The organism is Halomonas sp. LMYGS-3 (assembly GCF_059509875.1).
Map to the genome: position 1 here is coordinate 139412 of NZ_JCAKFQ010000010.1, position 25146 is coordinate 164557.

Annotated in this window: 24 protein-coding genes; 22 read left to right on the forward strand and 2 right to left on the reverse strand. The window is 64.2% G+C overall.

Annotated features, from left to right (window positions below; genetic code table 11):
* The first annotated feature begins 192 nt into the window (after positions 1-192).
* The 7 genes from AC5W54_RS11760 to sixA all read left to right on the forward strand — a co-directional run bounded on the left by AC5W54_RS11760 (position 193) and on the right by sixA (position 8136).
* Complete coding sequence (locus AC5W54_RS11760) at positions 193-306, forward strand: hypothetical protein (RefSeq protein WP_495962279.1); 114 nt, start codon at positions 193-195, stop codon at positions 304-306.
* 93 nt (positions 307-399) lie between these two features.
* Positions 400-2304, forward strand: a complete 1905-nt coding sequence (gene htpG / locus AC5W54_RS11765) for a molecular chaperone HtpG (protein ID WP_495962280.1) — start codon at positions 400-402, stop codon at positions 2302-2304.
* A 154-nt stretch (positions 2305-2458) separates the two neighbouring features.
* A complete protein-coding gene (locus AC5W54_RS11770; RefSeq protein WP_495962281.1) occupies positions 2459-3283 on the forward strand; it encodes a glucosaminidase domain-containing protein in 825 nt (274 codons plus the stop codon).
* Between the two features lie 171 nt (positions 3284-3454).
* Positions 3455-5026 carry a Re/Si-specific NAD(P)(+) transhydrogenase subunit alpha gene (locus AC5W54_RS11775; protein WP_495962282.1) on the forward strand — a complete coding sequence of 524 codons (1572 nt, stop codon included), beginning with the start codon at positions 3455-3457 and terminating at the stop codon, positions 5024-5026.
* 16 nt (positions 5027-5042) lie between these two features.
* Positions 5043-6485 carry an NAD(P)(+) transhydrogenase (Re/Si-specific) subunit beta gene (locus AC5W54_RS11780; protein ID WP_495962283.1) on the forward strand — a complete coding sequence of 481 codons (1443 nt, stop codon included), beginning with the start codon at positions 5043-5045 and terminating at the stop codon, positions 6483-6485.
* A gap of 114 nt (positions 6486-6599) precedes the next feature.
* Positions 6600-7667 carry an NAD(P)H-dependent glycerol-3-phosphate dehydrogenase gene (locus tag AC5W54_RS11785; RefSeq protein WP_495962284.1) on the forward strand — a complete coding sequence of 356 codons (1068 nt, stop codon included), beginning with the start codon at positions 6600-6602 and terminating at the stop codon, positions 7665-7667.
* A complete protein-coding gene (sixA, locus tag AC5W54_RS11790; protein WP_495962285.1) occupies positions 7660-8136 on the forward strand; it encodes a phosphohistidine phosphatase SixA in 477 nt (158 codons plus the stop codon). The genes AC5W54_RS11785 and sixA overlap by 8 nt, the downstream gene beginning before the upstream one ends.
* Positions 8137-8178: 42 nt before the next feature.
* On the opposite strand, the gene AC5W54_RS11795 is transcribed toward sixA, so the two are convergent.
* Positions 8179-9126, reverse strand: a complete 948-nt coding sequence (locus AC5W54_RS11795) for an AEC family transporter (RefSeq protein WP_495962286.1) — start codon at positions 9124-9126, stop codon at positions 8179-8181.
* A 231-nt stretch (positions 9127-9357) separates the two neighbouring features.
* Here AC5W54_RS11795 and kdgD point away from each other — a divergent pair, with 231 nt between their 5' ends.
* From kdgD to AC5W54_RS11850, 11 genes are all read left to right on the forward strand, one after another.
* Positions 9358-10275, forward strand: coding sequence for a 5-dehydro-4-deoxyglucarate dehydratase (kdgD, locus tag AC5W54_RS11800; protein WP_495962287.1), 918 nt, complete (start codon positions 9358-9360; stop codon positions 10273-10275).
* A 134-nt stretch (positions 10276-10409) separates the two neighbouring features.
* The gene (locus AC5W54_RS11805) at positions 10410-11684 is read left to right on the forward strand and encodes an enolase C-terminal domain-like protein (protein WP_495962288.1); all 1275 of its coding nucleotides are present in this window, start codon (positions 10410-10412) and stop codon (positions 11682-11684) included.
* A 33-nt stretch (positions 11685-11717) separates the two neighbouring features.
* Positions 11718-12659, forward strand: coding sequence for a tripartite tricarboxylate transporter substrate binding protein (locus AC5W54_RS11810; RefSeq protein WP_495962289.1), 942 nt, complete (start codon positions 11718-11720; stop codon positions 12657-12659).
* A 15-nt stretch (positions 12660-12674) separates the two neighbouring features.
* Positions 12675-13187: a tripartite tricarboxylate transporter TctB family protein gene (locus tag AC5W54_RS11815; protein ID WP_495962290.1), complete on the forward strand. Its 513-nt coding sequence runs from the start codon at positions 12675-12677 to the stop codon at positions 13185-13187.
* Between the two features lie 11 nt (positions 13188-13198).
* The gene (locus AC5W54_RS11820; RefSeq protein WP_495962291.1) at positions 13199-14728 is read left to right on the forward strand and encodes a tripartite tricarboxylate transporter permease; all 1530 of its coding nucleotides are present in this window, start codon (positions 13199-13201) and stop codon (positions 14726-14728) included.
* Positions 14729-14762: 34 nt separating this feature from the next.
* Positions 14763-15776, forward strand: coding sequence for a 3-dehydro-L-gulonate 2-dehydrogenase (gene yiaK, locus AC5W54_RS11825; RefSeq protein ID WP_495962321.1), 1014 nt, complete (start codon positions 14763-14765; stop codon positions 15774-15776).
* A gap of 139 nt (positions 15777-15915) precedes the next feature.
* Positions 15916-16653, forward strand: a complete 738-nt coding sequence (locus AC5W54_RS11830; protein ID WP_495962292.1) for a FadR/GntR family transcriptional regulator — start codon at positions 15916-15918, stop codon at positions 16651-16653.
* Positions 16654-16676: 23 nt separating this feature from the next.
* Complete coding sequence (locus AC5W54_RS11835; RefSeq protein ID WP_495962293.1) at positions 16677-18251, forward strand: aldehyde dehydrogenase (NADP(+)); 1575 nt, start codon at positions 16677-16679, stop codon at positions 18249-18251.
* Between the two features lie 300 nt (positions 18252-18551).
* Positions 18552-19358, forward strand: coding sequence for an alpha/beta fold hydrolase (locus tag AC5W54_RS11840; RefSeq protein WP_495962294.1), 807 nt, complete (start codon positions 18552-18554; stop codon positions 19356-19358).
* A gap of 2 nt (positions 19359-19360) precedes the next feature.
* The gene (locus AC5W54_RS11845; RefSeq protein ID WP_495962295.1) at positions 19361-20224 is read left to right on the forward strand and encodes an alpha/beta fold hydrolase; all 864 of its coding nucleotides are present in this window, start codon (positions 19361-19363) and stop codon (positions 20222-20224) included.
* A 28-nt stretch (positions 20225-20252) separates the two neighbouring features.
* Positions 20253-21332, forward strand: a complete 1080-nt coding sequence (locus AC5W54_RS11850; RefSeq protein WP_495962296.1) for a patatin-like phospholipase family protein — start codon at positions 20253-20255, stop codon at positions 21330-21332.
* Here the strand turns inward: AC5W54_RS11850 and AC5W54_RS11855 are convergent.
* Positions 21329-21901: a Smr/MutS family protein gene (locus tag AC5W54_RS11855; protein WP_495962297.1), complete on the reverse strand. Its 573-nt coding sequence runs from the start codon at positions 21899-21901 to the stop codon at positions 21329-21331. The genes AC5W54_RS11850 and AC5W54_RS11855 overlap by 4 nt on opposite strands.
* A gap of 119 nt (positions 21902-22020) precedes the next feature.
* Between AC5W54_RS11855 and prmB the strand changes: the two genes are divergently transcribed.
* The 4 genes from prmB (at position 22021) to AC5W54_RS11875 (ending at position 25097) form a co-directional block, all read left to right on the forward strand.
* Positions 22021-22974, forward strand: a complete 954-nt coding sequence (gene prmB, locus AC5W54_RS11860; protein WP_495962298.1) for a 50S ribosomal protein L3 N(5)-glutamine methyltransferase — start codon at positions 22021-22023, stop codon at positions 22972-22974.
* Positions 22975-23005: 31 nt separating this feature from the next.
* Entirely contained in the window at positions 23006-24091 is a 1086-nt protein-coding gene (gene aroC, locus AC5W54_RS11865) for a chorismate synthase (RefSeq protein WP_495962299.1), read from the forward strand.
* Positions 24092-24147: 56 nt separating this feature from the next.
* On the forward strand, positions 24148-24552 hold the full coding sequence (locus tag AC5W54_RS11870) for a hypothetical protein (RefSeq protein WP_495962300.1): 405 nt from the start codon (positions 24148-24150) through the stop codon (positions 24550-24552).
* A 122-nt stretch (positions 24553-24674) separates the two neighbouring features.
* Entirely contained in the window at positions 24675-25097 is a 423-nt protein-coding gene (locus tag AC5W54_RS11875) for a phasin family protein (protein WP_495962301.1), read from the forward strand.
* Positions 25098-25146: the final 49 nt, after the last annotated feature.

Here is a 25146-nt window from a genome sequence, read left to right on the forward strand (position 1 = left end):
ACGCGATTCGTCGTATCGTCGCCCATCGGAGCGATTTTGAGTAGGGGGAGGGGGCGAAAGTGTGGTGAAAGAATGTTGCCGCCCGCACCCCGCGTCTGCCGCGAATCGTCGACGTCTCCATCGACTACCTGCGCACCGCCCGGGTAGCGCCCCCCCCATGCCCGCTGTCGGCTGCTGCGAGAGGGGCGGCGCATGGCCAATGTCCAGGTCACCGCCTGGCAGGAGGACGAGACGGTGCCGGTGGCCACGGCCAGGCTGCATTTCGTGCTGGCCGACTCGTCCAGTGCCGGCGACGCCGACGCTTGAAAAGTGTCCCCCGGCCCCCATATTCCCGACAGTCTTGTAACCGGCGGTGCCCGTGGCACCGCCGCCCTGTGCACACGACGAGGGACCCGATACATGTCCACTGCCATTCGTGAAGAGACCCTGGGCTTCCAGACCGAGGTCAAGCAACTCCTGCATCTGATGATCCACTCCCTGTACTCCAACCGGGAGATCTTCCTGCGCGAGCTGATCTCCAACGGCGCCGACGCCTGCGACAAGCTGCGCTATGCGGCGCTGGACAACGACGCCCTGTACGAGGGCGACAGCGAGCTGCGCATCGAGATCGAGCACGACCCGGAGGCGGGGACCGTCACGGTGCGCGACAACGGCATCGGCATGAGCCGCGACGAGGTGATCAGTAACCTCGGCACCATCGCGCGCTCAGGCACCGCCGAGTTCCTCAAGCAGCTCTCCGGCGAGCAGCAGAAGGATGCCAGGCTGATCGGCCAGTTCGGCGTCGGCTTCTACTCCTCCTTCATCGTCGCCGACGATGTCACGGTGCGCACGCGCAAGGCCGGTACCCCGGTCGCCGAGGGGGTGGAGTGGCATTCGAAGGGCGAAGGCGAGTTCACCGTCGCCGATATCGAACGCGAGCAGCACGGCACCGAGATCGTGCTGCACCTGAAGCCGGATGCCAGGGAGTTCGCCGACGACTTCCGCCTCAAGAGCCTGGTGCGCAAGTACTCCGACCACATCGAGGTGCCGGTGCGCATGTCCCGCGTCGAGACCGACAAGGATGACGAGGGCAAGCCCGTCGAGGGCAGCGAGAAGACCGTCTGGGAGACGGTCAACGAGGCCACGGCGCTCTGGGTGCGGCCCAAGAGCGAGATCTCCGACGACGAGTACAAGGCCTTCTACAAGCACGTGGCCCACGACTTCGCCGACCCCTTGACCTGGAGCCACAACAAGGTCGAGGGCAAGCTCGAGTACGTGAGCCTGCTCTACGTGCCGGGCCGTGCGCCCTTCGATCTCTATGAGCGCGACGGGGCTCGGGGCGTGAAGCTCTACGTGCAGCGCGTCTTCATCATGGACGACGCCGAGCAGTTCCTGCCGCTCTACCTGCGCTTCGTCAAGGGCGTGCTGGATACCCGCGACCTGTCGCTGAACGTTTCCCGGGAGCTGCTGCAGCAGGATCCCAAGGTCGAGAAGATCAAGAGCGCCCTGACCAAGCGCGCCCTGGACATGCTCGGCAAGCTGGCCAAGGACAAGGAAGCCTACCAGGGGTTCTGGAACACCTTCGGTAGCGTGCTCAAGGAGGGCCCGGCGGAGGACTTCGCCAACCGCGACAAGATCGCCGGCCTGCTGCGCTTCTCCACCACCCATACCGACAGTGCCACCCAGGACCAGTCGCTGGCCGATTACGTCGAGCGCATGAAGGAGGGGCAGGACAAGATCTACTATATCGTCGCCGACGGCTTCAACGCGGCCAAGAGCAGCCCGCATCTCGAGATCTTCCGCAAGAAGGGCATCGAGGTCCTGCTGCTGCACGATCGCATCGACGAGTGGCTGATGAGCCACCTGACCGAATTCGACGGCAAGCGCTTCGTCGACGTGGCCAAGGGCGACCTGGATCTCGGCGAGGTCGAGGGCGAGGAGGAGAAGAAGGCCCAGGAGGAGACCGCCAAGGCCAAGGAGGCGCTGGTCAAGCGGGTCAAGGAGGCGCTCGGCGAGCAGGCCCAGGAGGTCCGGGTCACCCACCGCCTGACCGACTCGCCGGCCTGCGTGGTACTGCCGGAACATGAGATGGGCTACCAGATGCGTCGCATCATGGAGGCCGCCGGCCAGCCGCTTCCCGAGGTCAAGCCGATCCTCGAGCTCAACCCGGTGCATCCGCTGGTCGAGCGGCTGGAGGCGGCCGAGGGCGATGCCTTCGCCGATCTGGCCCATGTGCTGCTCGATCAGGCGATCATCGCCGAAGGGGGGCATCTCGATGATCCGGCCGCCTACGTGCGGCGTCTCAATGGCCTGCTGACGGCCTGAGCCTGCGGCGCTCGCGTGCCGCCCCAGTGAGTGGTCACCAACCCCCGCCGGCCTTGCATGCCGGCGGGGGTGTTTTTGTGCAGTGCAAAAAAATATCGGATCTGCGGCGAAAGGCTGCTAAGATTGCCCATCTTCATCGATGAGGCATGATCCCATGCGTCACTTGTCCCGTATCCTGCTGCGCTTGAGTCACCCCCGCTGGCGGTTCGGCGCCCTGGCCGTGATCCTGCTGCTGGCCATCGGCATCGCCACCAGCCCGCTGTTGGCCGAGCCCCAGTTGCACACGCCGCTGCCCGATTTCGATGCCGCAGCGGCCCTCGACGACCCGGTGCTGGAGCTGCCGGACCTGCGCGGCGTGCCGGCCGGCCCGAAGCGCAAGGCGGCCTTTCTCTCCATGCTGGTGCCCATCGTCGAGGCCGAGAACGCGCGCATCCAGGCCAAGCGGGAGTGGCTCCAGGCTCTGCTGGACCGCCCGGCCCTGCCGGACGCCCAGGAGCGTGAGCGTCTGGCAGAACTGTGCGCCAGCTACCGGCTCGACTGCCGTGGCGAGGGGATCGACCCGCGCCTGCTGACCCGCATCGACACCCTGCCGCTGGAGATGGTGGTGATCCAGGCGGTGGAAGAGTCCGGCTGGGGTACCTCGCGTTTCGCCCGCCAGGCCAACAACCTGTTCGGCATGCGCTGCTTCAGCGACGGCTGCGGCCTGGGTCAGCAGGGCAGTGGCCGCCGCTACCAGGCCTTCGACAGCGTGCAGGACGCGGTGCGGGCCTATCTGCACAACCTCAATACCCATCGGGCCTACGAGCGGCTGCGCAGCCGCCGCGCCGAACTGGCAACCCGCGAAGACGTCACGCCCGAGGCGCTGATCGCGACCCTCGAGAACTACGCTGTGCGTGCCGACTATCGTGACGTGCTGCTGGCGCTATTGCGTACCAATGCCCCCTTGATTCGCCGTCACGGCTCCGACGATACTGCCTGACGCTGCTGCACGACCGACGCCGACGATGCCACCCCGATAGAGGTGGCATCGTCGTTCCGAGGACAGCGCCATCTCGTCCGGACGGGCAAGCTTCGCCTTGTGCCTCGCCCTTCACTGGGGTATGAGTGACGGTCGGGATTTTTCGACAAAAGGACAATAGGAGGAGTTGGAGTGAAGATCGGAGCACCCAGGGAGAGTGCCAGGGGGGAAGCGCGGGTCGCGCTGACCCCCGAGAGCGCGCAGCAGATCCAGAAGCTGGGACACGAGTGTCTCGTCGAGGCCGGCGCCGGCGCGGCGGCCGGCTTCGACGACGACGCTTACCGGGCGGCCGGGGTCACCGTCGTCGAGGGGGCCGAGGCGCTCTGGAACGAGGCCGAGGTGGTCATCAAGGTGCGCGAGCCTTCCGAGGAGGAGGCCGGTCGCCTGCGCCAGGGGCAGACGCTGATCGCCTTCTTCTGGCCGGCCCAGAACGAGTCACTGCTCGAGAAGTGCCGTGCCCAGGGGGCGACGGTCATTGCCATGGACATGGTGCCGCGGATCTCGCGGGCGCAGAAGATGGACGCGCTCTCGAGCATGGCCAACATCGCCGGCTACCGGGCGGTGATCGAGGCGGGCAACAACTTCGGGCGTTTCTTCACCGGCCAGGTGACCGCCGCCGGCAAGGTGCCGCCGGCCAAGGTGCTGGTGATCGGCGCGGGGGTGGCGGGGCTTTCCGCCATCGGTACCGCCACCAGCCTGGGGGCTGTGGTGCGGGCCTTCGACGTGCGCCCCGAGGTGGCCGAGCAGATCGAGTCCATGGGGGCCGAGTTCCTGTTTCTCGATTTCGACGATGCCCAGGACGGTTCCGGGACGGGCGGCTATGCCGCGCCCTCGAGCCCCGAGTTCCGCGAGAAGCAGCTGGCGCTGTTCCGCGAACAGGCGCCGGACGTCGATATCGTCATCACCACGGCGCTGATTCCGGGCCGGCCCGCCCCCAAGCTGTGGCTCGAGGACATGGTCAAGGCCATGAAGCCCGGCTCGGTGGTCGTCGACCTGGCCGCCGAGAAGGGCGGCAACTGCGATCTGACCGTCGCCGACGAGAAGGTGGTCTCCGACAACGGCGTGACCGTCGTCGGCTACACCGACTTCCCCTCGCGCATGGCCACCCAGGCCTCGCTGCTCTATGCCACCAACGTTCGCCACATGCTCACCGATCTCACCCCGGAGAAGGACGGGACGATCGTGCATGACATGGAGGACGACGTGATCCGTGGCGCCACGGTGGCGCACCAGGGCGAGATCACCTTCCCGCCGCCGCCGCCCAAGGTGAAGGCGATCGCCGCGGCCAAGCCCAAGCCCAAGGAGAAGGAGCCGACGCCGGAGGAGAAGCGAGCCGCCGAGCATGCCACCTTCCTGGCCCAGACCAAGCGGCAGGCCACGCTGCTGGGCGTGGGCGGGGCGCTGATGCTGCTGCTGGGCCAGATCGCCCCGGCCTCCTTCATGCAGCACTTCATCGTCTTCGCCCTGGCCTGCTTCGTCGGTTTCCAGGTGATCTGGGGGGTGAGTCATTCGCTGCACACGCCGCTGATGGCGGTGACCAACGCCATTTCCGGCATCATCATCCTGGGGGCGATCCTGCAGATCGGCTCGGGTAGCTGGATCGTGGTGATACTGGCGGCGATCTCGGTACTGATCGCGACCATCAATGTCGTGGGTGGCTTCCTGGTGACACGCCGGATGCTGGCCATGTTCCAGAAATCCTGAGCGGCGGAGACAAGATATGTTGGGGCAAGGATTCGTTTCTGCCGCGTCGATCGCGGCAAGTGTGCTGTTCATCCTCTCACTGGGGGGGCTGAGCAATCAGGAAAAGGCCAAGCGCGCCGTATGGTACGGCATCATCGGCATGGCCGTGGCGGTGTTCTTCACCGCCTTCGGGCCGGGGATCGGCGGCTACTGGTGGATGATCCCGATGATGATCGTCGGGGCGGTGGTCGGCTGGCACGTGGCCAAGCGGGTCGCCATGACCGAGATGCCGCAGCTGGTGGCGGCGTTGCACTCCTTCGTCGGTCTGGCCGCGGTGTTCGTGGCCTGGAACGCCGACCTGGAACGGCGCCGGGTGCTGGCGGTCCAGGCCGTCGAGGGGGCCGCCGAGGAGTTCTCGGCCTTCGCCGCCCTGGTGGCGACCAAGGCGCCGGACGAGCTGATGTTCCTGCAGCTCGAGGTGGTGTTCGCCATCTTCATCGGCGCGGTGACCTTCACCGGCTCGGTGATCGCCTTCGGCAAGCTGGCCGGCAAGGTCGACGGGAAGTCCCGCCAACTGCCCGGCGGGCACATGCTCAACGCCGGTGCCGCCGTGCTCTGCCTGGTGCTGGCCATCGCCTATGTCTCGGGGGCCGGTTTCTGGACCCTGCTGGTGCTGGCGGCGCTGTCGTTCTTCATCGGCTGGCACCTGATCATGGGCATCGGCGGGGCCGACATGCCGGTGGTGGTGTCGATGCTCAACAGCTATTCGGGCTGGGCGGCGGCGGCCATCGGCTTCACCCTCTCCAATGACCTGCTGATCGTCACCGGCGCCCTGGTGGGCTCCTCCGGTGCGATTCTCTCCTACATCATGTGCAAGGCGATGAATCGCAACTTCGTCAGCGTCATCCTCGGGGGCTTCGGCGGCACCAGCGGTCCGGCGGCCGAGATCGAGGGCGAGCAGGTAGCCATCGATGCGGGCGGCGTGGCGGCGGCACTGAACGACGCCGACAGCGTGATCATCGTGCCAGGCTATGGCATGGCCGTGGCCCAGGCACAGAATGCCGTCAGCGAGCTGGTCCGCAAGCTGCGCAGTGCCGGCAAGGAGGTGCGCTTCGGCATCCATCCGGTGGCCGGCCGCCTGCCGGGCCACATGAACGTGCTGCTGGCCGAGGCCAGGGTGCCCTACGACATCGTGCTGGAGATGGACGAGATCAACGGCGACTTCCCCAATACCGACGTGGCGATCGTCATCGGCTCCAACGATATCGTCAACCCGGCCGCCCAGGAGGATCCCAACAGCCCCATCGCCGGCATGCCGGTGCTGGAGGTGTGGAAGGCCAAGCACGTCTTCGTCTCCAAGCGCGGCCAGGGCACCGGCTACTCCGGCATCGAGAACCCGCTATTCTTCAAGGAGAACACCCGGATGTTCTATGGCGATGCCAGGGCGAGCATCGACTCGCTGCTGCACCTGATCGACTGAGGCGTTCCACCCGGGCCGAATCGTCGGCCCGGGTTCCCGCTGCACCACGGCACGCCCCTCGACGGGGCGTTTTTCGTTACACTTCACCCTCAACCTCTACCTTCAGGGGCGACCATGTCAGACGAACCCATGCGAGTGGCGGTGCTCGGCGGCGGCAGTTTCGGCACCGCCCTGGCCAGCATCGCCGCCGACAACGGAGCCGAGGTGCACCAGTGGCTGCGCGACCCCGACCTGGCGGCACAGATCAACCGCGAGCACCGCAACGGCCGCTATCTCCCCGACTACGCCATCAACCCGGCCGTGGTCGCCTCCACGGCGATGGCGGAAGTGCTCGAGGGCGCCGAGCTGGTGCTGGTGGCGATTCCCTCCAAGGCCTTCCGTGACGTGGTGCGCCAGGCCAGGCCCTGGCTGCACGCCGGCCAGATCCTGGTCAGCACCACCAAGGGCATCCAGGAGGAGGGCTTCAAGCTGATGAGCCGGATCCTCGAGGAGGAGACCGGCTTTCCTCATATCGGCGTGATATCGGGGCCCAACCTGGCCTCGGAGATCGCCGACAAGCAGCTCACCGCCACGGTGATCGCCAGCGACGACCCCGAGACCCGCACCCGGGTCCAGACGGCGCTGGGCTGTGACTACTTCCGGGTCTATGCCAGCAACGACCGTTATGGCGTGGAGCTGGGCGGGGCGCTGAAGAACATCTACGCCATCGCCGCCGGCATGGCCGCGGCCCTGGGCATGGGCGAGAACACCCGCAGCATGCTGATGACCCGGGCGCTCGCCGAGATGAGCCGCTTCGCCGTGGACCAGGGGGCCAACCCCATGACCTTTCTCGGACTCGCCGGCGTCGGCGACCTGATCGTCACCTGTTCGTCGAGCCTGTCGCGCAACTATCGGGTGGGTCAGGCCCTGGGCGAGGGCAAGACCCTGGACGAGGCGGTCGAGGCCCTCGGCCAGGTGGCCGAGGGGGTCAACACCGTGCGCCTGGTGCGCGACAAGGCGCGCGAGGACAGCGTCTACATGCCGCTCGCCGAGGGGCTCTACCAGGTGCTGTTCGAGGGGGTGCCGGCCCGCGAGATGGCGCGCATGCTGATGCTCAGCGAGCAGAGCAGCGACGTGGAGTTCATCCTCTCCCGCGAGGACGTGCAGCAGGCCCACCGAAACTCCGGAGTCCAGGATGGCTGAGCGGTTACTGATCATGCGTCACGGCGAGGCGGGGCCGGGGCGCCCGGATCCCGAGCGCTCGCTGACCGACCAGGGTCGCAGAGAGGTCGCGCGGCTGGCCGCCTGGCTGGCAGGGTGCGATGACCTCGCCGGCCTGCGCCTGCTGGCCAGCCCCTACCGGCGGGCCCAACAGACGGCGCAGCTCGTCGGCGAGCCGCTGGGCTGCGAGGTCGAGACCCTGCCGCTCCTCACGCCCGACGACCCACCCGCGGCGGTGGTCGACTGGCTGCTGGAGCAGGAGGGTGCCGGGCCGTTGCTGCTGGTCAGCCACATGCCACTGGTCGGTGCCCTCACGGGGCTGCTGGTGGAAGGGCGCAGCGACCGGGGGCCCGGTTTTCCCACCGCCGGCCTGGCCGAGCTGGAGGCCGATGTGCTGGCCGCCGGCTGCGCGAGGCTGGTGCGTTTCACTGCACCGGCAGACCTGTCCTGAGGATCGAGATGAGTGTTATAGGCCGGTCGTCTCGATAGGCCGTCAGATCAGCCCAACAGCCTTCAGGCCGAAGGCGCCCAGGGTGATGGTCAGGCTGGCCATCAGGGTGCTCAGGGCGATGATATTGGCGGTGAGGGCCGCATTGCCGCCCATGGCCTTGGCCATCACGAAGGCCGCCGCCGCCGTGGGGCTGGCGAAGAACAGGAAGAGCACCCCCAGCTCGCGGCCCTCGAAGCCCACCAGCCAGGCCGCGCCCGTGGCCAGCGCCGGCAGCGCGACCATCTTCATCAGGCTGGTTTCGAGTGCCAGCCCGCCCGAGGCCTTCACCGAGCGCAGCGACAGCGTCGCCCCCACGCAGATCAGCGCCAGCGGCAGGGTGAGGGAGGCGAAATAGTTGGCGGAGGTCATCAGCCAGCTGGGCAGCTCCACCTCCAGGGCCGCCACCGGCAGCGCCGCCACCACGGCCAGGATCAGCGGATTGCGCGCGATATGGGCGAAGATGCTGCGCCAGTCGGCACCTCGTCCTTCCCGGTAGCTGGCCAGCGCTACCACCGAGAAGGCGTTGTAGGTGATGATCACCACCCCCAGCAGCAGCCCGCCCGTCGAGAGCCCCACCTCGCCATACATCCCCGCCGCCAGGGCCAGGCCGACGATGCCGCAGTTGCCGCGAAAGGCCCCTTGGATGCAGCTGCCGCGCGCGGCTTGCGGCACCCTCAGGATCGCCCAGCCCCAGCTCAGCAGGAAGGTGCCGAGGGTGGCCAGGGCGAAGAAGGCCAGGAGTGACGGGTTGAGTGTCGTGTCGAGGTCGGCGCGAATGATGCTCAGGAAGATCAGCACCGGCATGGTGCCCCGGAACACCAGCTGCGAGGCGGTCGTCACGAAGGCGTGATCGATCCAGGCCAGGCGCCTGAGCAGGTAGCCGAGGAACACCATGGCGAAGACCGGCAGTGTGATGTTCAGGCTGGCGATCAGCAGGGCGCCAAGGCTCATGGTGACTCCATGTCGAGGTGGGCAGGCGCCATGATACCCCTTAGCCGGCGAAGCGTCTCCGCGTAGGCGGCCCGTCGTGCAACTTTGGTCGTAATTTGCCGATTTCTGCTTGCTTGATGCTGCGAGGGTAATTAGGTTGTCGCTTGTATGATGTATGACAACAAATCGGTTGTCGGTCACCCGAAAGGCGGTCGGGGAGCCCCTGGCCCCGGAAAGCATGAGGACGGTTGCGTGAAGTTTTCCAGAGAAGCAGTGGTAAAGGCCATCGGCGATGGCCTGCTGTCGTTTCCTATTACGGACTTCGATCAGGAGGGCCGCTTCGACGCCGAGAGCTATCGCCGGCGGCTGGAGTGGTTCATCAGCCACGACATCTCGGCGGTCTTCGTGGCCGGCGGCACTGGCGAGTTCTTCAACCTGTCGCTCGATGAATTCCGCGAGATCGTGCGCGTCGCCGTGGAGACAGTGGACGGCAAGCTGCCGGTGATCGCCAGCGCCGGGCTGAGCGTCGAGAGCGGCAAGGCCTTCGCCAGGGCGGCCGAGGAGGTCGGTGCCGACGGCATCCTGCTGATGCCGCCCTACCTGACCGAGTGCCCCCAGGATGGCCTGGTCGAGTATGCCCGGCAGATCTGCGACTCGACCGCGGTGAACGTCATCTACTACAACCGCGGCAACGGCATCCTCGATGCCGGGTCGGTCCAGGCGCTGGCGGACCAGTGCCCCAACCTGATCGGCCTGAAGGATGGCAAGGGCGACATCCAGGCGCTCAACAAGATCGTCAAGACCGTGGGCGATCGCCTGGTCTATGTGGGTGGCGTGCCCACCGCCGAGATCTTCGCCGAGGCCTATCTGTCCATCGGCGTCAACACCTACTCCTCGGCCGTGTTCAACTTCGTGCCCGACATGGCCGTGACCTTCTACAAGGAACTGCGCAAGGGCAACCGTGAGGTCGTCAAGCGGATCACCAACGACTTCTTCATTCCCTTCGTGGATCTCAGGGACCGGAAGGCGGGCTATGCCGTCAGCCTGATCAAGGCGGGGGCCGAGATCATCGGCAAGCCTGCTGGGAATGTTAGAGCACCACTGGAAATGCCTAGTGAGGAGGAAGTGGCTAAATTGGAAATGCTCATTGAGAGAATTGTTCATAGTTGATGTTCTTGAGCACTCCTGCTTGTCGTGATCAGGGGTTGTGGGAAATTTTACCGGGTGGATAAATGATGACTTCAGGGGCCTCTACGCCAATCGTTACTGACTATAGGGTGGTGCCTGTTGCAGGTCGTGACAGTATGCTGCTTAATATTGGTGGCGCTCACTCTCCGTACTTTACCAGGAATATTTTGATCCTGAAGGATAGCTCTGGAAACATTGGGGTGGGCGAGGCACCAGGTGGTGAAACCATTCAACGCTCTCTCGAACAAGCAAGAACATTGATAGAGGGGCAGTCTCTAGGGAAGCTTCGCAAGTTGGTGGCATCGCTGAGCCGTAGCGGACAAGGTGCTGATTTCGAAGATTTCGGACAGGGTGCCTGGACGTTTGAGCTTCGCGTGAATGCAGTGGCTGCCCTTGAGGCTGCCTTGCTGGATCTGCTGGGAAAACTTCTTGGAGTACCAGTCGCTGAATTGCTGGCCGACGGGAAACAGCGTGATAGTGTTGAAGTGCTTGGTTACTTGTTCTTTGTTGGTGATAAAGGCACGACCCCGCTTGACTATCGCAGCGGAACGGCCGGGCGGGAGCATGACTGGTATCGGTTACGTGACGAGGAAGCGTTGTCGCCCTCTCGTATAATCGAGCTTGCCCAGGCAGCACAAGATCGTTATGGGTTTCGGGACTTCAAACTCAAAGGTGGAGTACTCTCGGGAGAACAAGAGATCGAAGCTGTAACGAAGCTGTCGAAAGCTTTTCCTGAAGCTCGCACGACCATTGATCCCAATGGCGCCTGGTCTCTAACAGAAGCCATTGACCTGTGCCGTGGACTTGACGGGGTGCTGGCCTATGCCGAGGATCCCTGTGGTGCCGAGCAGGGCTTTTCGGGCCGGGAGATTCTTGCAGAGTTTCGCCATGCGACCGGCTTGCCGGTTGCCACTAATATGGTGGCGACCAACTGGCGCGAAATGGCACATGCGTTAATGCTTCGCTCTGTTGACATTCCTCTGGCAGATCCGCATTTCTGGACGCTTTCAGGTGCTGTGAGAGTCTCTCAGTTATGTGCTGATCACGGCATGAAATGGGGGTCACATTCAAATAATCATTTTGATATCTCCCTGGCAATGTTCGCTCAGGTAGGGGCGTCAGCTGTTGGAGAAGTAACAGCTCTGGATACTCACTGGATTTGGCAGGAAGGTGACTGTCGACTCACGCTGGATCCCCCTGAGATTGTCGATGGGGCGGTGACTGTTACTGATAAGCCAGGTCTGGGGGTTGATATTGATATGAAGGCTGTAGAGGAGGCAAATAGGCTTTATCGCTCACTGCCGAGTAGTGGTCGAGACGATGCAATGGCAATGCAGTATCTGATAGATGGCTGGAAGTTTGATCCCAAGAAGCCAGCGTTGGTTCGCTGATCTTTAAACACAACTCCATACAGGGGAAGCACAATGAAGAAACTTCTTGTTGGTTTGTCCGCGGCAGCCACAATGATGGCTAGTGTCAATGTGCTGGCGGAGTATCCCGAAAAGAACATTGAAATAATTGTTCCGTTTTCGGCTGGAGGCGGGAATGATACGTTCGTTCGCGCGCTACAACCTTTGCTGGAGGAAAAACTGGACACCAACCTTGTTATTAGAAATATTTCAGGTGGTGGTGGGGCTGTTGGCCTGTCGCGAGCAGTGGCGTCAGAGCCAGACGGTTATACTCTGGCAGCTGCCAGCAACGCATTGCTGACTCTGGAAGCAATGGGGAATGTTGCCTTTACTCATCAAGACTTTGACTTCATCGCCAAGATCCTGGAAGAACCCTATGTAGTTGCTGTTGGTAGTGATAGCGAATATGAAAATCTTGACTCGATGGTTAACGCTGCAAGAGATGGGGTGTCAGTACAGGTCGGTGTATCTGGTGTGGGATCATCTGCGCACATTGCTGCAGTCGCATTCGCCGACACCGCTGAAGTGGATTTTAATATAATCCCCTATCCAGGTGGGTCTGAGACAATCTCTGCGGCGATGGGGGGGCATGTTGATGCCGTCGTTCTTGGCGGCGCCGAACTACGCTCAGCGTTACAATCAGGTCGCCTCGTGGCATTAGGAATGTCTTACCAGGAGCGTAGTGAATCCCTGCCGAATGTGCCTACCTTTCAGGAGGAGGGGTATGATCTTTCTTTGACAGTATGGCGAGGCATTGCCGGTTCTCAGGGGCTCCCGGAAGAAGTCAAGGAGAAATGGGTAGAGGCGATTCAGGAAATCATGGATGAAGGCACTTTCGAAGAAACTGCCGCCAATCTGGGATTGGATATAGTCCCCTTGTATGGTGATGAACTGGATGGCTTCATCTCTCAGTCAGCGGAAGTTATGCGGGAAAGTGCTGGCGATCTGGCTCAGTAAAAGGAGGGTTTGCTGATGGCTAGAGATGTTGGTAAGCCAGTATTCGATCTCTTTATCTTGGTTGCTTCGGCGGTTGGGTTCTATCTTGCCACCACTCTGCCAGAAATCAGCATGGCGGGAGGATTGTCTCCCGCCTCTTTCCCAAAGATGATATCGGGGCTGATATTCGTCTGTGCAGTGCCTTGTTTCATTCGAGATACTCTTGAGTGGTTCGGTGCCAAAGAGCAGATGGATGGAGGTCACAAACGCAATGCAGCTCTGTCTAAGGGGTGGGTGAGGTGGCTGCTTGTCGTCGCGCTTGTTATTATTTATGCAATGTCTCTTGAGAAATTGGGTTATATCTTGAGTACAGTTTTTTTCTGCTTGTTCTGTGTATTAGGGCTTGCGGTGTCTAGTGTGGAGCTCTCTAATAAAGGGCTAGTGGATAAGTTGAGGAGGCTGGGGGCTTATATGGCCTTTTCGGTTGTGCTTTCGGTGTCTGTTTATTTTGTTTTTACTCGGATTTTTAATATTCCACTGCCAAGCTGAGGGGGGGTGATATGCTTTCCGGATATATTGAAGGGCTTGGCATGGTGTTCCAGTTCGGGACCTTGCTTGCTATCGCTGGTGGTACCTTATTGGGCATAATTATGGGAGTCCTGCCCGGACTCACGTCAGCGATGGCCATAGCTCTGCTACTGCCTGCAACGTTCGGCATGCCCCCCGTGATGGGGATCGGGATGCTGCTTGGAGCCCTGTGTGGTGCCGGTGCCAGTGGTTCCATACCTGCTATTCTTCTGAATATTCCAGGTACACCCTCGTCGGTGGCAACAACCTTCGATGGGTTTCCTATGGCGCAGAAAGGTGAAGCGGGGCGAGCCCTTGGTATCGCGATCGTAGCTTCTTTTGCGGGGGGCGTGGCAAGTATGGTGATACTGAGCTTGCTGGCACCTCCAATTGCTGAGTTTGCGTTGAGGTTCGGAGCGGCCGAGTACTTCTCCCTGAGTGTTTTTGGGTTGGTTATTATCGCCTCCGTGTCAGGAAAGTCCTTGCTGAAAGGGCTGATTGCTGGTTTGATAGGTTTTTTTGTATCTACTATAGGCACGGATCCAATCGCAGGCGTGGATAGGTTTACATTTGGACAGCTGTCCTTGTTGACTGGTGTTAATATTCTGCCAGCTCTGATTGGTTTGTTTGCAGTCTCGCAGGTTTTGAAGGATGCATTTGAGTATGATCCGAAGAATAGGCTCAAGGATGGTGGTTATAAAATAGATATTGCTCGTCCAAGGTTTCTTGAGACATTTCGTAATTGGCGCGCGTTGTTGGTTGGCATTACTTCTGGCTCTGTCGTGGGGCCGGTGCCTGGTGCAGGTGGTAGCATTGCCTCTCTGGTCGCATATGATCAGGCTCGTCGCTTCTCTAAAGAGCCTGGAAAGTTTGGGTCGGGGCATAGTGCCGGAATTGTCTCGGTCGAGAGTGCTAATAACGCTCTGCTCGGTGGTGCTCTTATCCCGACCCTGGCGCTTGGCATTCCTGGCGAGGCGGCTACCGCAGTATTGTTGGGTGGTTTGATGATACAGGGGATAACGCCGGGCCCCATGCTTTTTGCTGATCAGAGTGGGACTGTGTATGGAATATTCTTGGCATATTTGGTTGCTAACTTTTTTATGCTTCTGATCATGTGTCTCGGCATCAAGCTCTTTATCAGGGTCCTGATGGTGCCTCGGAAACAACTGCTTTCTGCGATCATTGTGTTTTGCTTTATCGGTGTTTATGGTGTCGATGGAGATGTGTTTAACCTCTATCTTATGCTGGCCTTTGGTGTCTTGGGTTACTTTCTGAGCCGCTATGGGTTTGGCACTGCGCCAGTTATACTCGGGCTTATTCTTGGGCCTATCGCTGAGTCAAATCTGCGCCGTGGCCTGCAGACTTTTCAAGGCGATTGGACGCCTTTCTTTACTCGCCCAATCAGTATTGCCTTCTTGACGGTGGCTGTGATTCTTTTGACTTTGACTCTCTGGCAGAATTACCGCACTCAGCAGCGTGAGAAAGGGTTGCAGGCCATGCTAAAGGATATTGGTAAGGATTGAAGTTTGTACATGGCGAGGAGTGTCGGCTATCATGATGGTAAATGTATCTTTTGAAGTGCTTTTGGATACTATTGAGCGAGCGCTATTGCGGGCCGATGTCTCTCGACATGATGCACGTCTCTGCGCGAGAGTCTACGCAGAGAGTACCCGGGATGGGGTCAACTCCCATGGCGTAAACCGAGTTCCTAGGTTAGTAGACTATATTCGGAGAGGGTGGATTTGTCCTGGTGAGAAACTTTCCAAAGTTAACTCGCTTGGTACAATCGAGGTCTATGACGGAGGCTTCGGGCTGGGAGTGAGTAACGCTATGGCTGCGACCGATCGTGCCATGGAGTTGGCCAGAGAAAATGGTATAGGCGTTGTCACTGTGCGTGACACAACCCATTGGATGCGGGGTGGTAGCTATGGATGGCATGCCGTGCAGAAGGGGTTTGCTGCGATCATGTGGACCAATACAGAGTCCTGTATGCCTGTGTGGGGGGGCGCAGAGCCGGGTATCGGTAACAACCCTTTAGTCATGGCGGTTCCCGCTTCCAAGACGCCACTGGTTCTGGATATGGCGATGTCGCAGTTTTCTTATGGCCGTCTAGGGGTAGCCAGAGAGCATGGAGAGTCATTGCCGGTAGATGGCGGTTTTGATGCCGAGGGGAAGCTGAGCCGGGATCCTGCCGCAATTCAAGCTACGCGGCGACTACTGCCAATGGGTTACTGGAAGGGCTCTGGGCTCGCTATCCTGCTGGATGCCTTGGCTGCTTTACTTGCCCAGGGGCGCGCCGGTCATCGTATTGATGCGTTGCATCGTGGCAGTGGGACCGGCAGTTGCCAGGTCTTCATGCTTTTCGACCCTACCCAGCTTGGGGGGCGCCATTTCTGTGACGAGCTTGTCGATGGCATCACCTCCCACCTTTCGACCTTACAGCCTGATGAGTCGGGGCGTTCGGTGCGTTGGCCGGGTGCGTCAACCTTTAAGCATCGTGCAGATGAAAGTCCTATTAGCGTTAGCAGCGATATCTGGCAAGAGGTGACATTATTAGCGGGGGGGGGGTGAATGGAGCTTTGTTAGCGGGTGGTTCCATTTTTTGATACCTGCCCACTGCGAGGATGCAGCCTTCGTTGCTCCTGCTGCTATAATAGTATTACATCATACTTTGTTTGGCGGTTTCAGGATTATGAATAGGGACTCGCATATGGTTAGTGGTGTTGCCCAACTCGATCTACGCAAGGTGGGGAGACAGGGCAGCCTCTCCGCTCATGTCGCCGACCAGCTCGAGGCGCTGATCCTTCAGGAAAAGGTCAAGGTGGGCGAGAAGCTGCCGACGGAAAATAGCCTGTGCGACTCCTTCGGCGTCAGCCGCACGGTGATCCGCGAGGCGATCACCCATCTCAAGTCGCTGGGGCTGGTGGAGACGCGGCGCGGGGTGGGCACCACCGTGCTGCGCTCGACCACCATCGAGGCGCGCCCGGCGGAGCGCATCAACCCCACCACGGTGGAGGACATCCTGCATGTCCTCGAGTTGCGCCTGACCCTGGAGCCGGCGGCGGCCGAGTTGGCGGCACTGCGCCATGACGACGAGGATCGCCGGATTCTCGAGGAGAAGCATGCGGCCTTCATCAAGGCGTGTGCAGAGAAGTCCCAGGCTAGAGTCGAGGACTACGAGTTTCATCTGGCCATTGCCAGGGCGACCCACAATCCCTTCTTCAACCAGTTCCATGAGCAGTTGAGCCCCAGCGGCATCCCTCGGGCCAAGCTGCTCAGCATCGATATCAACCCGTCCGCCTCGGCACGCTATCTCGCGCGGGTCCAGGAGGAGCATGCCTATATTCTCGAGGCGATCCTCTCCCGCGATGCGGAGGCGGCCAGAGAAACCATGTTCCAGCACCTCAACCGGGCGCGGAACATGTATGCGCAGTTTCAGGAAAACTGAACCAGGAAACCAAGGGAGACAGCATGACCCCACAAGGTACTTCCCTGATCGGCCAAAGCGCCGTCACTGGCGACCAGGCCGTCATTCGCGCCATCGACCCGGCCACCGGCACGGCCCTGGCCCCGGACTACCCGGGCCTGGACCGCGACGCGGTCGCCCGGGCCTGCGAGCTCGCCGAGACCGCTTACGCCACCTATCGCGAGAGCTCGCTGGAAGACCGCGCGGCCTTCCTCGAGGCCATCGCCGCCGAGATCGAGGCCCTGGGCGATGCCCTGATCGAGCGCGGCATGGCCGAGACCGGCCTGCCCCGGGCGCGGCTCGAGGGCGAGCGCGGCCGCACCTGCGGCCAGCTGCGCCTGTTCGCCAGCGTGGTGCGCGCCGGCGAGTGGCTCGACGTGCGCCTCGACCCGGCACTGCCCGAGCGCCAGCCGCTGCCGCGGGTCGACCTGCGCCAGCGCCATGTGGCCCTGGGGCCCGTCGCCGTGTTCGGCGCCTCGAACTTCCCGCTGGCGTTTTCCGTGGCCGGCGGCGACACCGCCTCGGCGCTGGCCGCCGGCTGCCCGGTGGTGGTCAAGGCCCACTCCGCCCACCCCGGCACCTCCGAGCTGGTGGGCCGCGCCGTGCAGAAGGCCGTGGCCGGCTGCGGCCTGCCCGAGGGCGTCTTCTCGGTGCTGTTCGGCGCCGGTCGCGAGGTGGGCCAGGCCCTGGTCGCCGACCCGCGTATCCAGGCGGTGGGCTTCACCGGCTCGCGCTCGGGCGGCCTGGCGCTGCAGCAGACGGCGCAGGCGCGGCCCCAGCCGATTCCGGTGTATGCCGAGATGAGCTCCATCAACCCGGTGTTCCTGCTGCCCGAGGCGCTGGCCGCGCGCGGCCGTGAGATCGCCGAGGGCTTCGTCGCCTCGCTCACCCTGGGCGCCGGGCAGTTCTGCACCAACCCGGGCCTGGTGATCGGCGTCAAGGGCGCGACGCTGGACGCCTTCCTCAAAGCCGCCGGCGAGGCGGTCCAGGCCAGCGCCGCCCAGACCATGCTCACCCCGGGCATCCACGCCGCCTATCAGGACGGCGTCGGCGCCCTGGCGGCCAACGCCCACGTCAGGGAGATCGCCCGTGGCCCGGCCGGCGACGGCCCGCACACCTGCCAGGCGGCGCTGTTCGCCGCCAGCGCCAGCGACTTCCTGCGGGATGAGGCGCTGCAGGCCGAGGTGTTCGGCGCCGCCGCGTTGGTCATCGAGTGCGACGACCTCGACCAGGTCAAGGCCGTGGCCGAGCATCTGGAGGGCCAGCTGACCGCCACCCTGCAGCTGGATGACGGTGACCTCGAGGCGGCCCGTACCCTGCTGCCGGTGCTCGAGCGCAAGGCCGGCCGGGTGCTGGCCAACGGCTGGCCCACCGGCGTCGAGGTGTGCCACGCCATGGTCCATGGTGGGCCCTTCCCGGCCACCTCGGACTCACGCAGCACCTCGGTGGGCAGCGCCGCCATCCAGCGCTTCCTGCGCCCGGTGTGCTACCAGAACCTGCCGGCCGGGCTGCTGCCCGAGGCACTCCAGGACGACAATCCGCTCAATGTGTCGCGGCTGGTGGACGGCCAGCGGGAATAAATCCCCGAATTCGCAAGCAGTTGGAACCCTTGGCGGCCTGCGGGCCGCCTTTTTGTGCCAGCGGGGAGATCTCACGAGGGAATCAGGCCATCAGCGCGCCAACCACAGGCCGATGACGACGGCGGCGAGCACGGTGGCGAAGAAGAGGCGGTTGCGAAGGCGGGTGTCGCGGGGCTTGGACACGATCCCTCCTGGCGGGAGCTTGTCGGAATGGGTTAAAACGAATGTTTGCTTTTGCGTTATCCTGTCGCTTCGATGGTAAACACGTTAGTCTGCTACCGCTAGTCAGGATACGCCGCCATGCCGACCCACGCTTTCGTCCGTACCCCCCTGGTCTTCGCCCATGCCAACGGTTTTCCGGGCATCAGCTACCGCAGCTTCCTGGCGCCGCTGGCCGAGCGCTTCGACCTGCACCCGCTGGATCGTCTCGGCCATCACCCGGATTTCCCGGTCGGGCATAACTGGCTGGCGCTGCGCGACGAGCTGCTCGCGCACCTGACTACCTTCGAGGCGCCGGTGATCGGGGTGGGGCACTCGATGGGCGGCGTGCTGATGGCGATGGCCGCCGAGGCCGCCCCCGAGCGCTTCCGCTGCGTGGTGATGCTCGACCCGCCGCTGATGCTCGGCTTCGATGCCTGGGCCATGAAGGCGGCCAAGCGTTTCGGCTTCGTCGACCGGGTCACCCCGGCCGGCAAGACGCTGGGGCGGCGCACGGTGTGGCCCGATCGCGAGTCGATGGGCCGGTACCTGCGCCGGCGCGGGTTGTTCCGGCGCTTCACCGAGCAGGCCCTGCGTGACTATATCGAGGGGGGCACCCGACTGCTCGACGATGGGCGGGCGGCGCTGGTCTACGACCCGGAGGTCGAGGTCGAGATCTTCCGCCATCTGCCCGATCACCTGGGCACCCTGCCGCGGCGGTTGACGGTGCCGGTGGGGCTGCTGGCCGGCGCCGACTCCGACCTGCTCACGCCACGTCGGCGCCGGCGCCTGGTCCGCCACGGCGTGAAGGTCTCCCTGGTGCCGGGGACCCATATGTTTCCCATGGAGCATCCCGACGAGACCCGTCGTACCCTGCTGACGACCCTGGACACCCTGCTGGACGCCTGACCATGCCCGATTCCCGATCCCTGCGCCTCGCCGAGGGGCGGCTCGCCGCCCTGAGCTGGGGCGATGATGACGCACCGACCTGGCTGGCGCTGCACGGCTGGCTCGACAACGCGGCGAGCTTCTCACGGCTGGCGCCGCGCCTGGTCGAGCGGCTCGGCATCCGCATCGTGGCCATCGACTTCAGCGGCCATGGCCTCTCGCACCACCTGCCGGGCAATGGCGACTACGCCCTCTGGGATTACTGTCATGACCTGCTCGATGCCTGTGACGATCTCGCACTAGAGCGGACAACCCTGCTGGCCCACTCCATGGGGGCCGGGGTGGCCTGCCTGACCGCCGCGGCCTTGCCCGAGCGCATCGAGCGGCTGGTGTTGCTCGATGGGCTCGGCGCGGTGACCACGGAGGCCACCGAGGCACCGCGGCAATTGCGCAAGGGGTTGCTGGCCCATCGTCGCCCCGCGTCGCCGGCACCGCGCTATCCTGATATCAGGACAGCGGTGGCGGCGCGGGTCGCCGGTGGGGCGACCCCGATCGACGCCGAAACGGCCGAGCCGCTGGTGGTGCGCAACCTGATGTCGCCGGCGGCGGGGCACTGGCGGTTGCGTACCGATGGCCGGCTGCTGCGACCCTCGCCGGTGAGGCTCAGCCCCGACCAGGCGCTCGCCATGCTGGCCGCCATCGAATGCCCGGTGCTGCTGGTGGAGGGCGAGACCGGGATCCTCGGCAGTCGGGAGCTGGCCTCGCGGGCGCGAGCCGCGGTGTCGATGCTCGAGCGCCGGGTGCTGCCGGGAGGCCACCACCTGCACCTGGAGCCGGTCGCCATGGAAGGGGTGGCTTGGGCGATCGCCGACTGGTGCGGCACTTGACGGAATGACCCACGAGGAGGGCAGTCCGATGACTGAGCGGCGTGTGGACCAGGGGAACGAGGGCAAGCGGGTGGCGCTGGTGCTGGGCAGCGGCGGTGCCCGCGGCTACGCCCATATCGGCGTCATCGAGGTGCTCGAGACCCGCGGCTACGAGATCGTGGCGATCTCCGGCTGCTCGATGGGGGCCCTGGTGGGGGGCATCTACGCGGCGGGGGAGCTGCCGGCCTACCGCGACTGGGTCTGCCGGCTCGATTACTTCGACGTGCTCCGGCTGGTCGACGTTACCTGGAGTCCCATGGGGGCGATGCGCGCCAGCAAGGTGATGGGCAAGCTCGAGTCGCTGATCGGCGCCACCCGCATCGAGGAGCTGCCGATTCCCATGACCACCGTGGCCACCGATCTGGTACGCCAGCGCGAGGTCTGGTTCCAGAGCGGGCCGCTGCTGGAGGCGATTCGTGCCTCCATCGCCGTGCCGGGGGTGATCACGCCGGTGCATCGTGGCGAACAGGTGCTGGTGGACGGCGGCCTGCTCAATCCATTGCCGATCATCCCCCTTGTCTCGGCCCATGCCGACCTGGTGCTGGCGGTGAATGCCACCGCGCATAGCCCGCGTCCCGTGACACTGGACGAGTTGCTGGCAGACGACGAAGACGAACCAGTGGCAGACGAGGAGGGCGGTGGCTCCAGTCGCGATACCGCGGGCCTGCAGTTCAGCGGCTGGATGGACGACGTGCGTGATGTCACCCGGCGATTGCTCGACGGGTTGAGCAGCGGCAGTGCCGGCGAGGAAGAGGACGACAAGGACATCGGTCGTCGCGCCTGGGGGCGGCTGGACATGATCCTGGCCTCGTTCGACATCACCCAGGCGGCCCTGGCCAAGTACAAGGTGGCCGGCTATCCACCGGATGTGCTGATCGAGGTGCCCAAGACGGTGTGTGGCGCCTACGAGTTCCATCGCGCCGAGTCGCTGATCCGCCTGGGACAGCGGCTGGCCATGGAGGCGCTCGACAACTACGAGGGCCGCAAGCACCTGGCCTGGGGTGGCAGCCAGGCTCTGGTGGTGGAGTCGCCGAAGTTGCCCGACGAGCAGGGGCCGGGCGGGCCTTAGCCGTCTCCGCCGCGCCGCTTCAGCAGCACGTAGACCGCGCCGGTGCCGCCGTCGGTATCGGTAGCCGAGCAGAAGGCCAGCACACCGGGCCACTCCCTGAGCCAGGCGTTCACGTGGCTCTTGATCACCGGGTAGTCGCTGGTGGCGCCCCAGGCCTTGCCGTGTACCACCAGCACGCAGCGTCGACCCTCGGCGGCGGCGTCGCGCAGGAAGGCCTCGAGCTCGCGGCGCGCCTCCTCCAGGGTGTAGCCATGCAGGTCGAGTCCGACCTCCCAGGCGATCCTGCCCCGCTTGAGCTGGCTACGCGTGCGCCAGGGCAGGTCGGGGAGCGCGAAGTCGAGCGGCTCCGAGGGGCGCACCGGTTCCACCCGGCCGTCGGACGTCCGTCCCGTACCGTGATCGTCGCGCGCGGCGGTGGCCGCCGCGCGTCGTTCGGCGGCGGAGGGGGCGGGGCGGCGGCGACCCGGGTCGGCGCGATTGGTCTCGAGCGGGCGCACGCCGGCCTCGCGCAGCGCCTGGCGGAAGGCGTCGATATCGTCGTCGTCCGGGTGATGGCGGTTTCGGCTCATGGGGCACTCGGGCTGGATCGGGAGGCCAGTATAGCGAGTCGAGCGTGGCTGTGAACCGCCCGGCCGGGTACAATCGGGCCCTCCCATGCCGTTAGCAACCGTCAACCACAGGATGCCACGTGGCCGCTTCCAACGACGCCTCCACCTCCACGCTCCAACTCTCCGACAGCGAGCTTCGCGATGGCTTCGTCACCCTGCGTGACTGCCTGCGCTGGGCTGCCAGCGAGTTCCACCTGGCCGGGCTCTTCTACGGTCATGGCACCGATTCCGCCTGGGACGAGGCGGTGGCCCTGACCCTCGGTGCCCTGCATCTGCCCTGGAACATCGATTCCGCGGTGCTCGATGCCCGGCTGCTGCCGATGGAGCGTGCGCGCATCGTGTCGCTGGTGCGGGCCCGCGTCGAGACGCGTCGCCCGCTGCCCTATCTGCTCGGCGAGGCCTTCTTCGCCGGCTTTCCCTTCAGCGTCGACGAGCGGGTGCTGATCCCGCGCTCGCCCATCGCCGAACTGATCGAGCACGGCTTCGCCGCCTGGTTTCCCGGCGAGCCGCCGGTGCGGGTGCTCGACCTCTGCACCGGCTCGGGCTGCATCGGTGTCGCCACGGCGTTGCACCTGCCCGGCTGCGAGGTGGACCTGGCCGATATCAGCCCCGAGGCGCTGGCCGTGGCGCGGATCAATATCACTCGCCACGACGTCGGCGCGCGGGTGCGGGCGGTCGAGTCCGACCTCTTCGACGGCCTCGTCGGGCGTCGTTATGAGCTGATCGTCTCTAACCCGCCCTACGTCGATGCCCGGGATCTTGCCACCATGCCCGCCGAGTTTCGTCACGAGCCGGCACTGGCGCTGGGGGCCGGTCGGGACGGGCTGGATATCGTGCGGCGTCTCCTGCGCCAGGCTCGGGAGCACCTCACCGACGACGGCGTGCTGATCGTCGAGGTCGGCAACTCCGACCGCCATCTGGAGGCCGCCTTCCCCGAGGTCCCCTTCCTGTGGCTCGAATTCGAGCGCGGCGGCCAGGGCGTCTTCGCCCTGACCGCCGCGGAACTCGACGCCCATGCGGCGTCCTTCGCCTGATTCACGATCTCTCACCCCAGGAGGAGCGCCCATGTCCGGCAACACCTTCGGCAAGCTGTTCACCCTCACCACCTTCGGCGAGAGCCACGGGCCGGCGCTGGGCGCCATCGTCGATGGCTGCCCGCCGGGGCTGCCGCTCACCGAGGAGGACCTGCAGCGAGACCTGGATCGCCGCCGCCCGGGTACCTCGCGGCATACCACCCAGCGCCGTGAGCCCGACCGGGTCCGGATCCTCTCCGGCGTCTTCGAGGGGGTGACCACCGGCACGCCCATCGGCCTGCTGATCGAGAACACCGACCAGCGCTCCGGGGACTACTCGAGGATCAAGGACCAGTTCCGTCCGGCCCATGCCGACTACAGCTACCACCACAAGTACGGCATCCGCGACTATCGCGGCGGCGGCCGCTCCAGTGCCCGCGAAACCGCCATGCGCGTGGCGGCGGGGGCCATCGCGAAGAAGTATCTCGCCTCCCAGGGAATCACGGTGCGCGGCTATATGAGCCAGCTCGGCCCTGTCGCCATCGATTTCAAGGGCTGGGCGTCGATCGACGACAATCCCTTCTTCTGCCCCGACCCGGACCGGGTGGCCGAGCTCGAGGCCTACATGGACCAGCTGCGTCGCGATCGCGATTCGGTGGGGGCGAAGATCACCGTGGTGGCCGAGGGCGTACCGCCGGGCCTCGGCGAGCCGGTATTCGATCGGCTGGACGCCGAGCTGGCCCACGGCCTGATGAGCATCAACGCGGTCAAGGGCGTGGAGATCGGCGACGGCTTCGCCGCCGTGGCAAGCCGCGGCAGCGAGCACCGCGACGAGATGACCCCCGAGGGCTTTCTCTCCAATCATGCCGGTGGCGTGTTGGGCGGGATCTCCAGCGGCCAGGCGATCATCGCCCACCTGGCGCTCAAGCCCACCTCGAGCATCACCACCCCGGGGCGCAGCATCGACGTCCACGGCAATGCCGTCGAGGTGGTCACCAAGGGGCGCCACGACCCCTGCGTGGGCATTCGGGCCACACCCATCGCCGAGGCGATGATGGCGCTGACCCTGATGGACCACCTGCTGCGCCATCGCGGCCAGAACGCCGAGGTCCGTGTCGAGACGCCGCGGCTGCGTTGAACCGCGGCCCCGGCCGTGGCTGCTACACTGGAGTCACGACGACCAAGAGTGCTGCCATGAAGATCAATGTCGAGTTCGACCTGACCCCCGAGGAGTTCCGCCAGGCGCTGGGCCTGCCGGATGTCGAGACCTTCCAGAAGGACCTGTTGAGCCGCATCCAGCAGCAGATGGAGTCCGGGGCGGAGGGCTATGACCCCATGAGCCTGATGCAACCCTTCCTTCAGCAACCGGGGCTGCCGCAGGGGTTGTCCCAGGGGCTGTCCCAGGGGTTGGCCAGCTTCGGCACCTACCAGCAGATGATGCTCGACATGCTGCGCCAGGCCGGTGCCGGTGCGGCCCAGCAGAGCGGAAAGGGCGACCCGGGCGACGGCGAGGCCGGTGAGGAGAACCCGGCTTCTTCCCGGGGGGGGCGCAAGACCACTACGGCCAGTGCCCGCTCCCGCACCCAGCGGGACGGCTGATCGTCTGCCGGATTCGTCCAGGGTCGTATTGCAACTCGGCCCCCGGCAGACTACTCTTTGGTGCAGTGCAACATGGAGGGTGGCCCTACCACCCATCTAGACCCCGACAAGGAGTACCCGCCATGTCAGACAAGATGACCGACGCCTTCAACGAGCAGACCCGCCAGTTCTTCGAGCCGATGCGCAGGATCAACTCCCTGATGCTCGACAACATGGAGAAGATGACCCAGTACCAGCTGGAGTCGATGAAGCGCTACAGCCAGATGGGTACCGAGCGCATGCGCAGCGCCAGTGAACTCAGCGACGCCGAGAGCATGCGCGACTTCGGCACCCAGCAGGCCGAGATGATGAACGAACTCTCCCGGCAGATGCTGGAGGATGCCCGTGCCATGAGCGAGATGAGCCTGGAGTTCAAGAACCAGCTCGAGCAACTCTTCGCCGAGGCTGGTCAGCAGATGACCGAACAGGCGGAGAAGGCCGGCGCCAGCGACAAGACCGCCCCGGCCAAGGCCACCAGCCAGTCCTCACGCGGCAGCAAGAGCTGAGCGAGCGGCACACAGTGGTGTGCCCGAACCGGGGCACATCGATGGCGAC

Bases quoted from the DNA above. Each gene is read 5' to 3' on its own strand.
- AC5W54_RS11850 (WP_495962296.1), top strand. From the start codon at position 20,253: ATGACTGAGCGGCGTGTGGACCAGGGGAACGAGGGCAAGCGGGTGGCG.
- yiaK (WP_495962321.1), top strand. From the start codon at position 14,763: ATGGTAAATGTATCTTTTGAAGTGCTTTTGGATACTATTGAGCGAGCG.
- AC5W54_RS11840 (WP_495962294.1), top strand. From the start codon at position 18,552: ATGCCGACCCACGCTTTCGTCCGTACCCCCCTGGTCTTCGCCCATGCC.
- AC5W54_RS11770 (WP_495962281.1), top strand. From the start codon at position 2,459: ATGCGTCACTTGTCCCGTATCCTGCTGCGCTTGAGTCACCCCCGCTGG.
- AC5W54_RS11780 (WP_495962283.1), top strand. From the start codon at position 5,043: ATGTTGGGGCAAGGATTCGTTTCTGCCGCGTCGATCGCGGCAAGTGTG.
- AC5W54_RS11835 (WP_495962293.1), top strand. From the start codon at position 16,677: ATGACCCCACAAGGTACTTCCCTGATCGGCCAAAGCGCCGTCACTGGC.
- AC5W54_RS11805 (WP_495962288.1), top strand. From the start codon at position 10,410: ATGCTGCTTAATATTGGTGGCGCTCACTCTCCGTACTTTACCAGGAAT.
- aroC (WP_495962299.1), top strand. From the start codon at position 23,006: ATGTCCGGCAACACCTTCGGCAAGCTGTTCACCCTCACCACCTTCGGC.
- AC5W54_RS11855 (WP_495962297.1), bottom strand. From the start codon at position 21,901: ATGAGCCGAAACCGCCATCACCCGGACGACGACGATATCGACGCCTTC.
- AC5W54_RS11785 (WP_495962284.1), top strand. From the start codon at position 6,600: ATGTCAGACGAACCCATGCGAGTGGCGGTGCTCGGCGGCGGCAGTTTC.
- AC5W54_RS11815 (WP_495962290.1), top strand. From the start codon at position 12,675: ATGGCTAGAGATGTTGGTAAGCCAGTATTCGATCTCTTTATCTTGGTT.
- AC5W54_RS11795 (WP_495962286.1), bottom strand. From the start codon at position 9,126: ATGAGCCTTGGCGCCCTGCTGATCGCCAGCCTGAACATCACACTGCCG.
- sixA (WP_495962285.1), top strand. From the start codon at position 7,660: ATGGCTGAGCGGTTACTGATCATGCGTCACGGCGAGGCGGGGCCGGGG.
- AC5W54_RS11845 (WP_495962295.1), top strand. From the start codon at position 19,361: ATGCCCGATTCCCGATCCCTGCGCCTCGCCGAGGGGCGGCTCGCCGCC.
- AC5W54_RS11810 (WP_495962289.1), top strand. From the start codon at position 11,718: ATGAAGAAACTTCTTGTTGGTTTGTCCGCGGCAGCCACAATGATGGCT.
- AC5W54_RS11830 (WP_495962292.1), top strand. From the start codon at position 15,916: ATGGTTAGTGGTGTTGCCCAACTCGATCTACGCAAGGTGGGGAGACAG.
- AC5W54_RS11875 (WP_495962301.1), top strand. From the start codon at position 24,675: ATGTCAGACAAGATGACCGACGCCTTCAACGAGCAGACCCGCCAGTTC.
- AC5W54_RS11760 (WP_495962279.1), top strand. From the start codon at position 193: ATGGCCAATGTCCAGGTCACCGCCTGGCAGGAGGACGAGACGGTGCCG.
- AC5W54_RS11870 (WP_495962300.1), top strand. From the start codon at position 24,148: ATGAAGATCAATGTCGAGTTCGACCTGACCCCCGAGGAGTTCCGCCAG.
- htpG (WP_495962280.1), top strand. From the start codon at position 400: ATGTCCACTGCCATTCGTGAAGAGACCCTGGGCTTCCAGACCGAGGTC.
- AC5W54_RS11820 (WP_495962291.1), top strand. From the start codon at position 13,199: ATGCTTTCCGGATATATTGAAGGGCTTGGCATGGTGTTCCAGTTCGGG.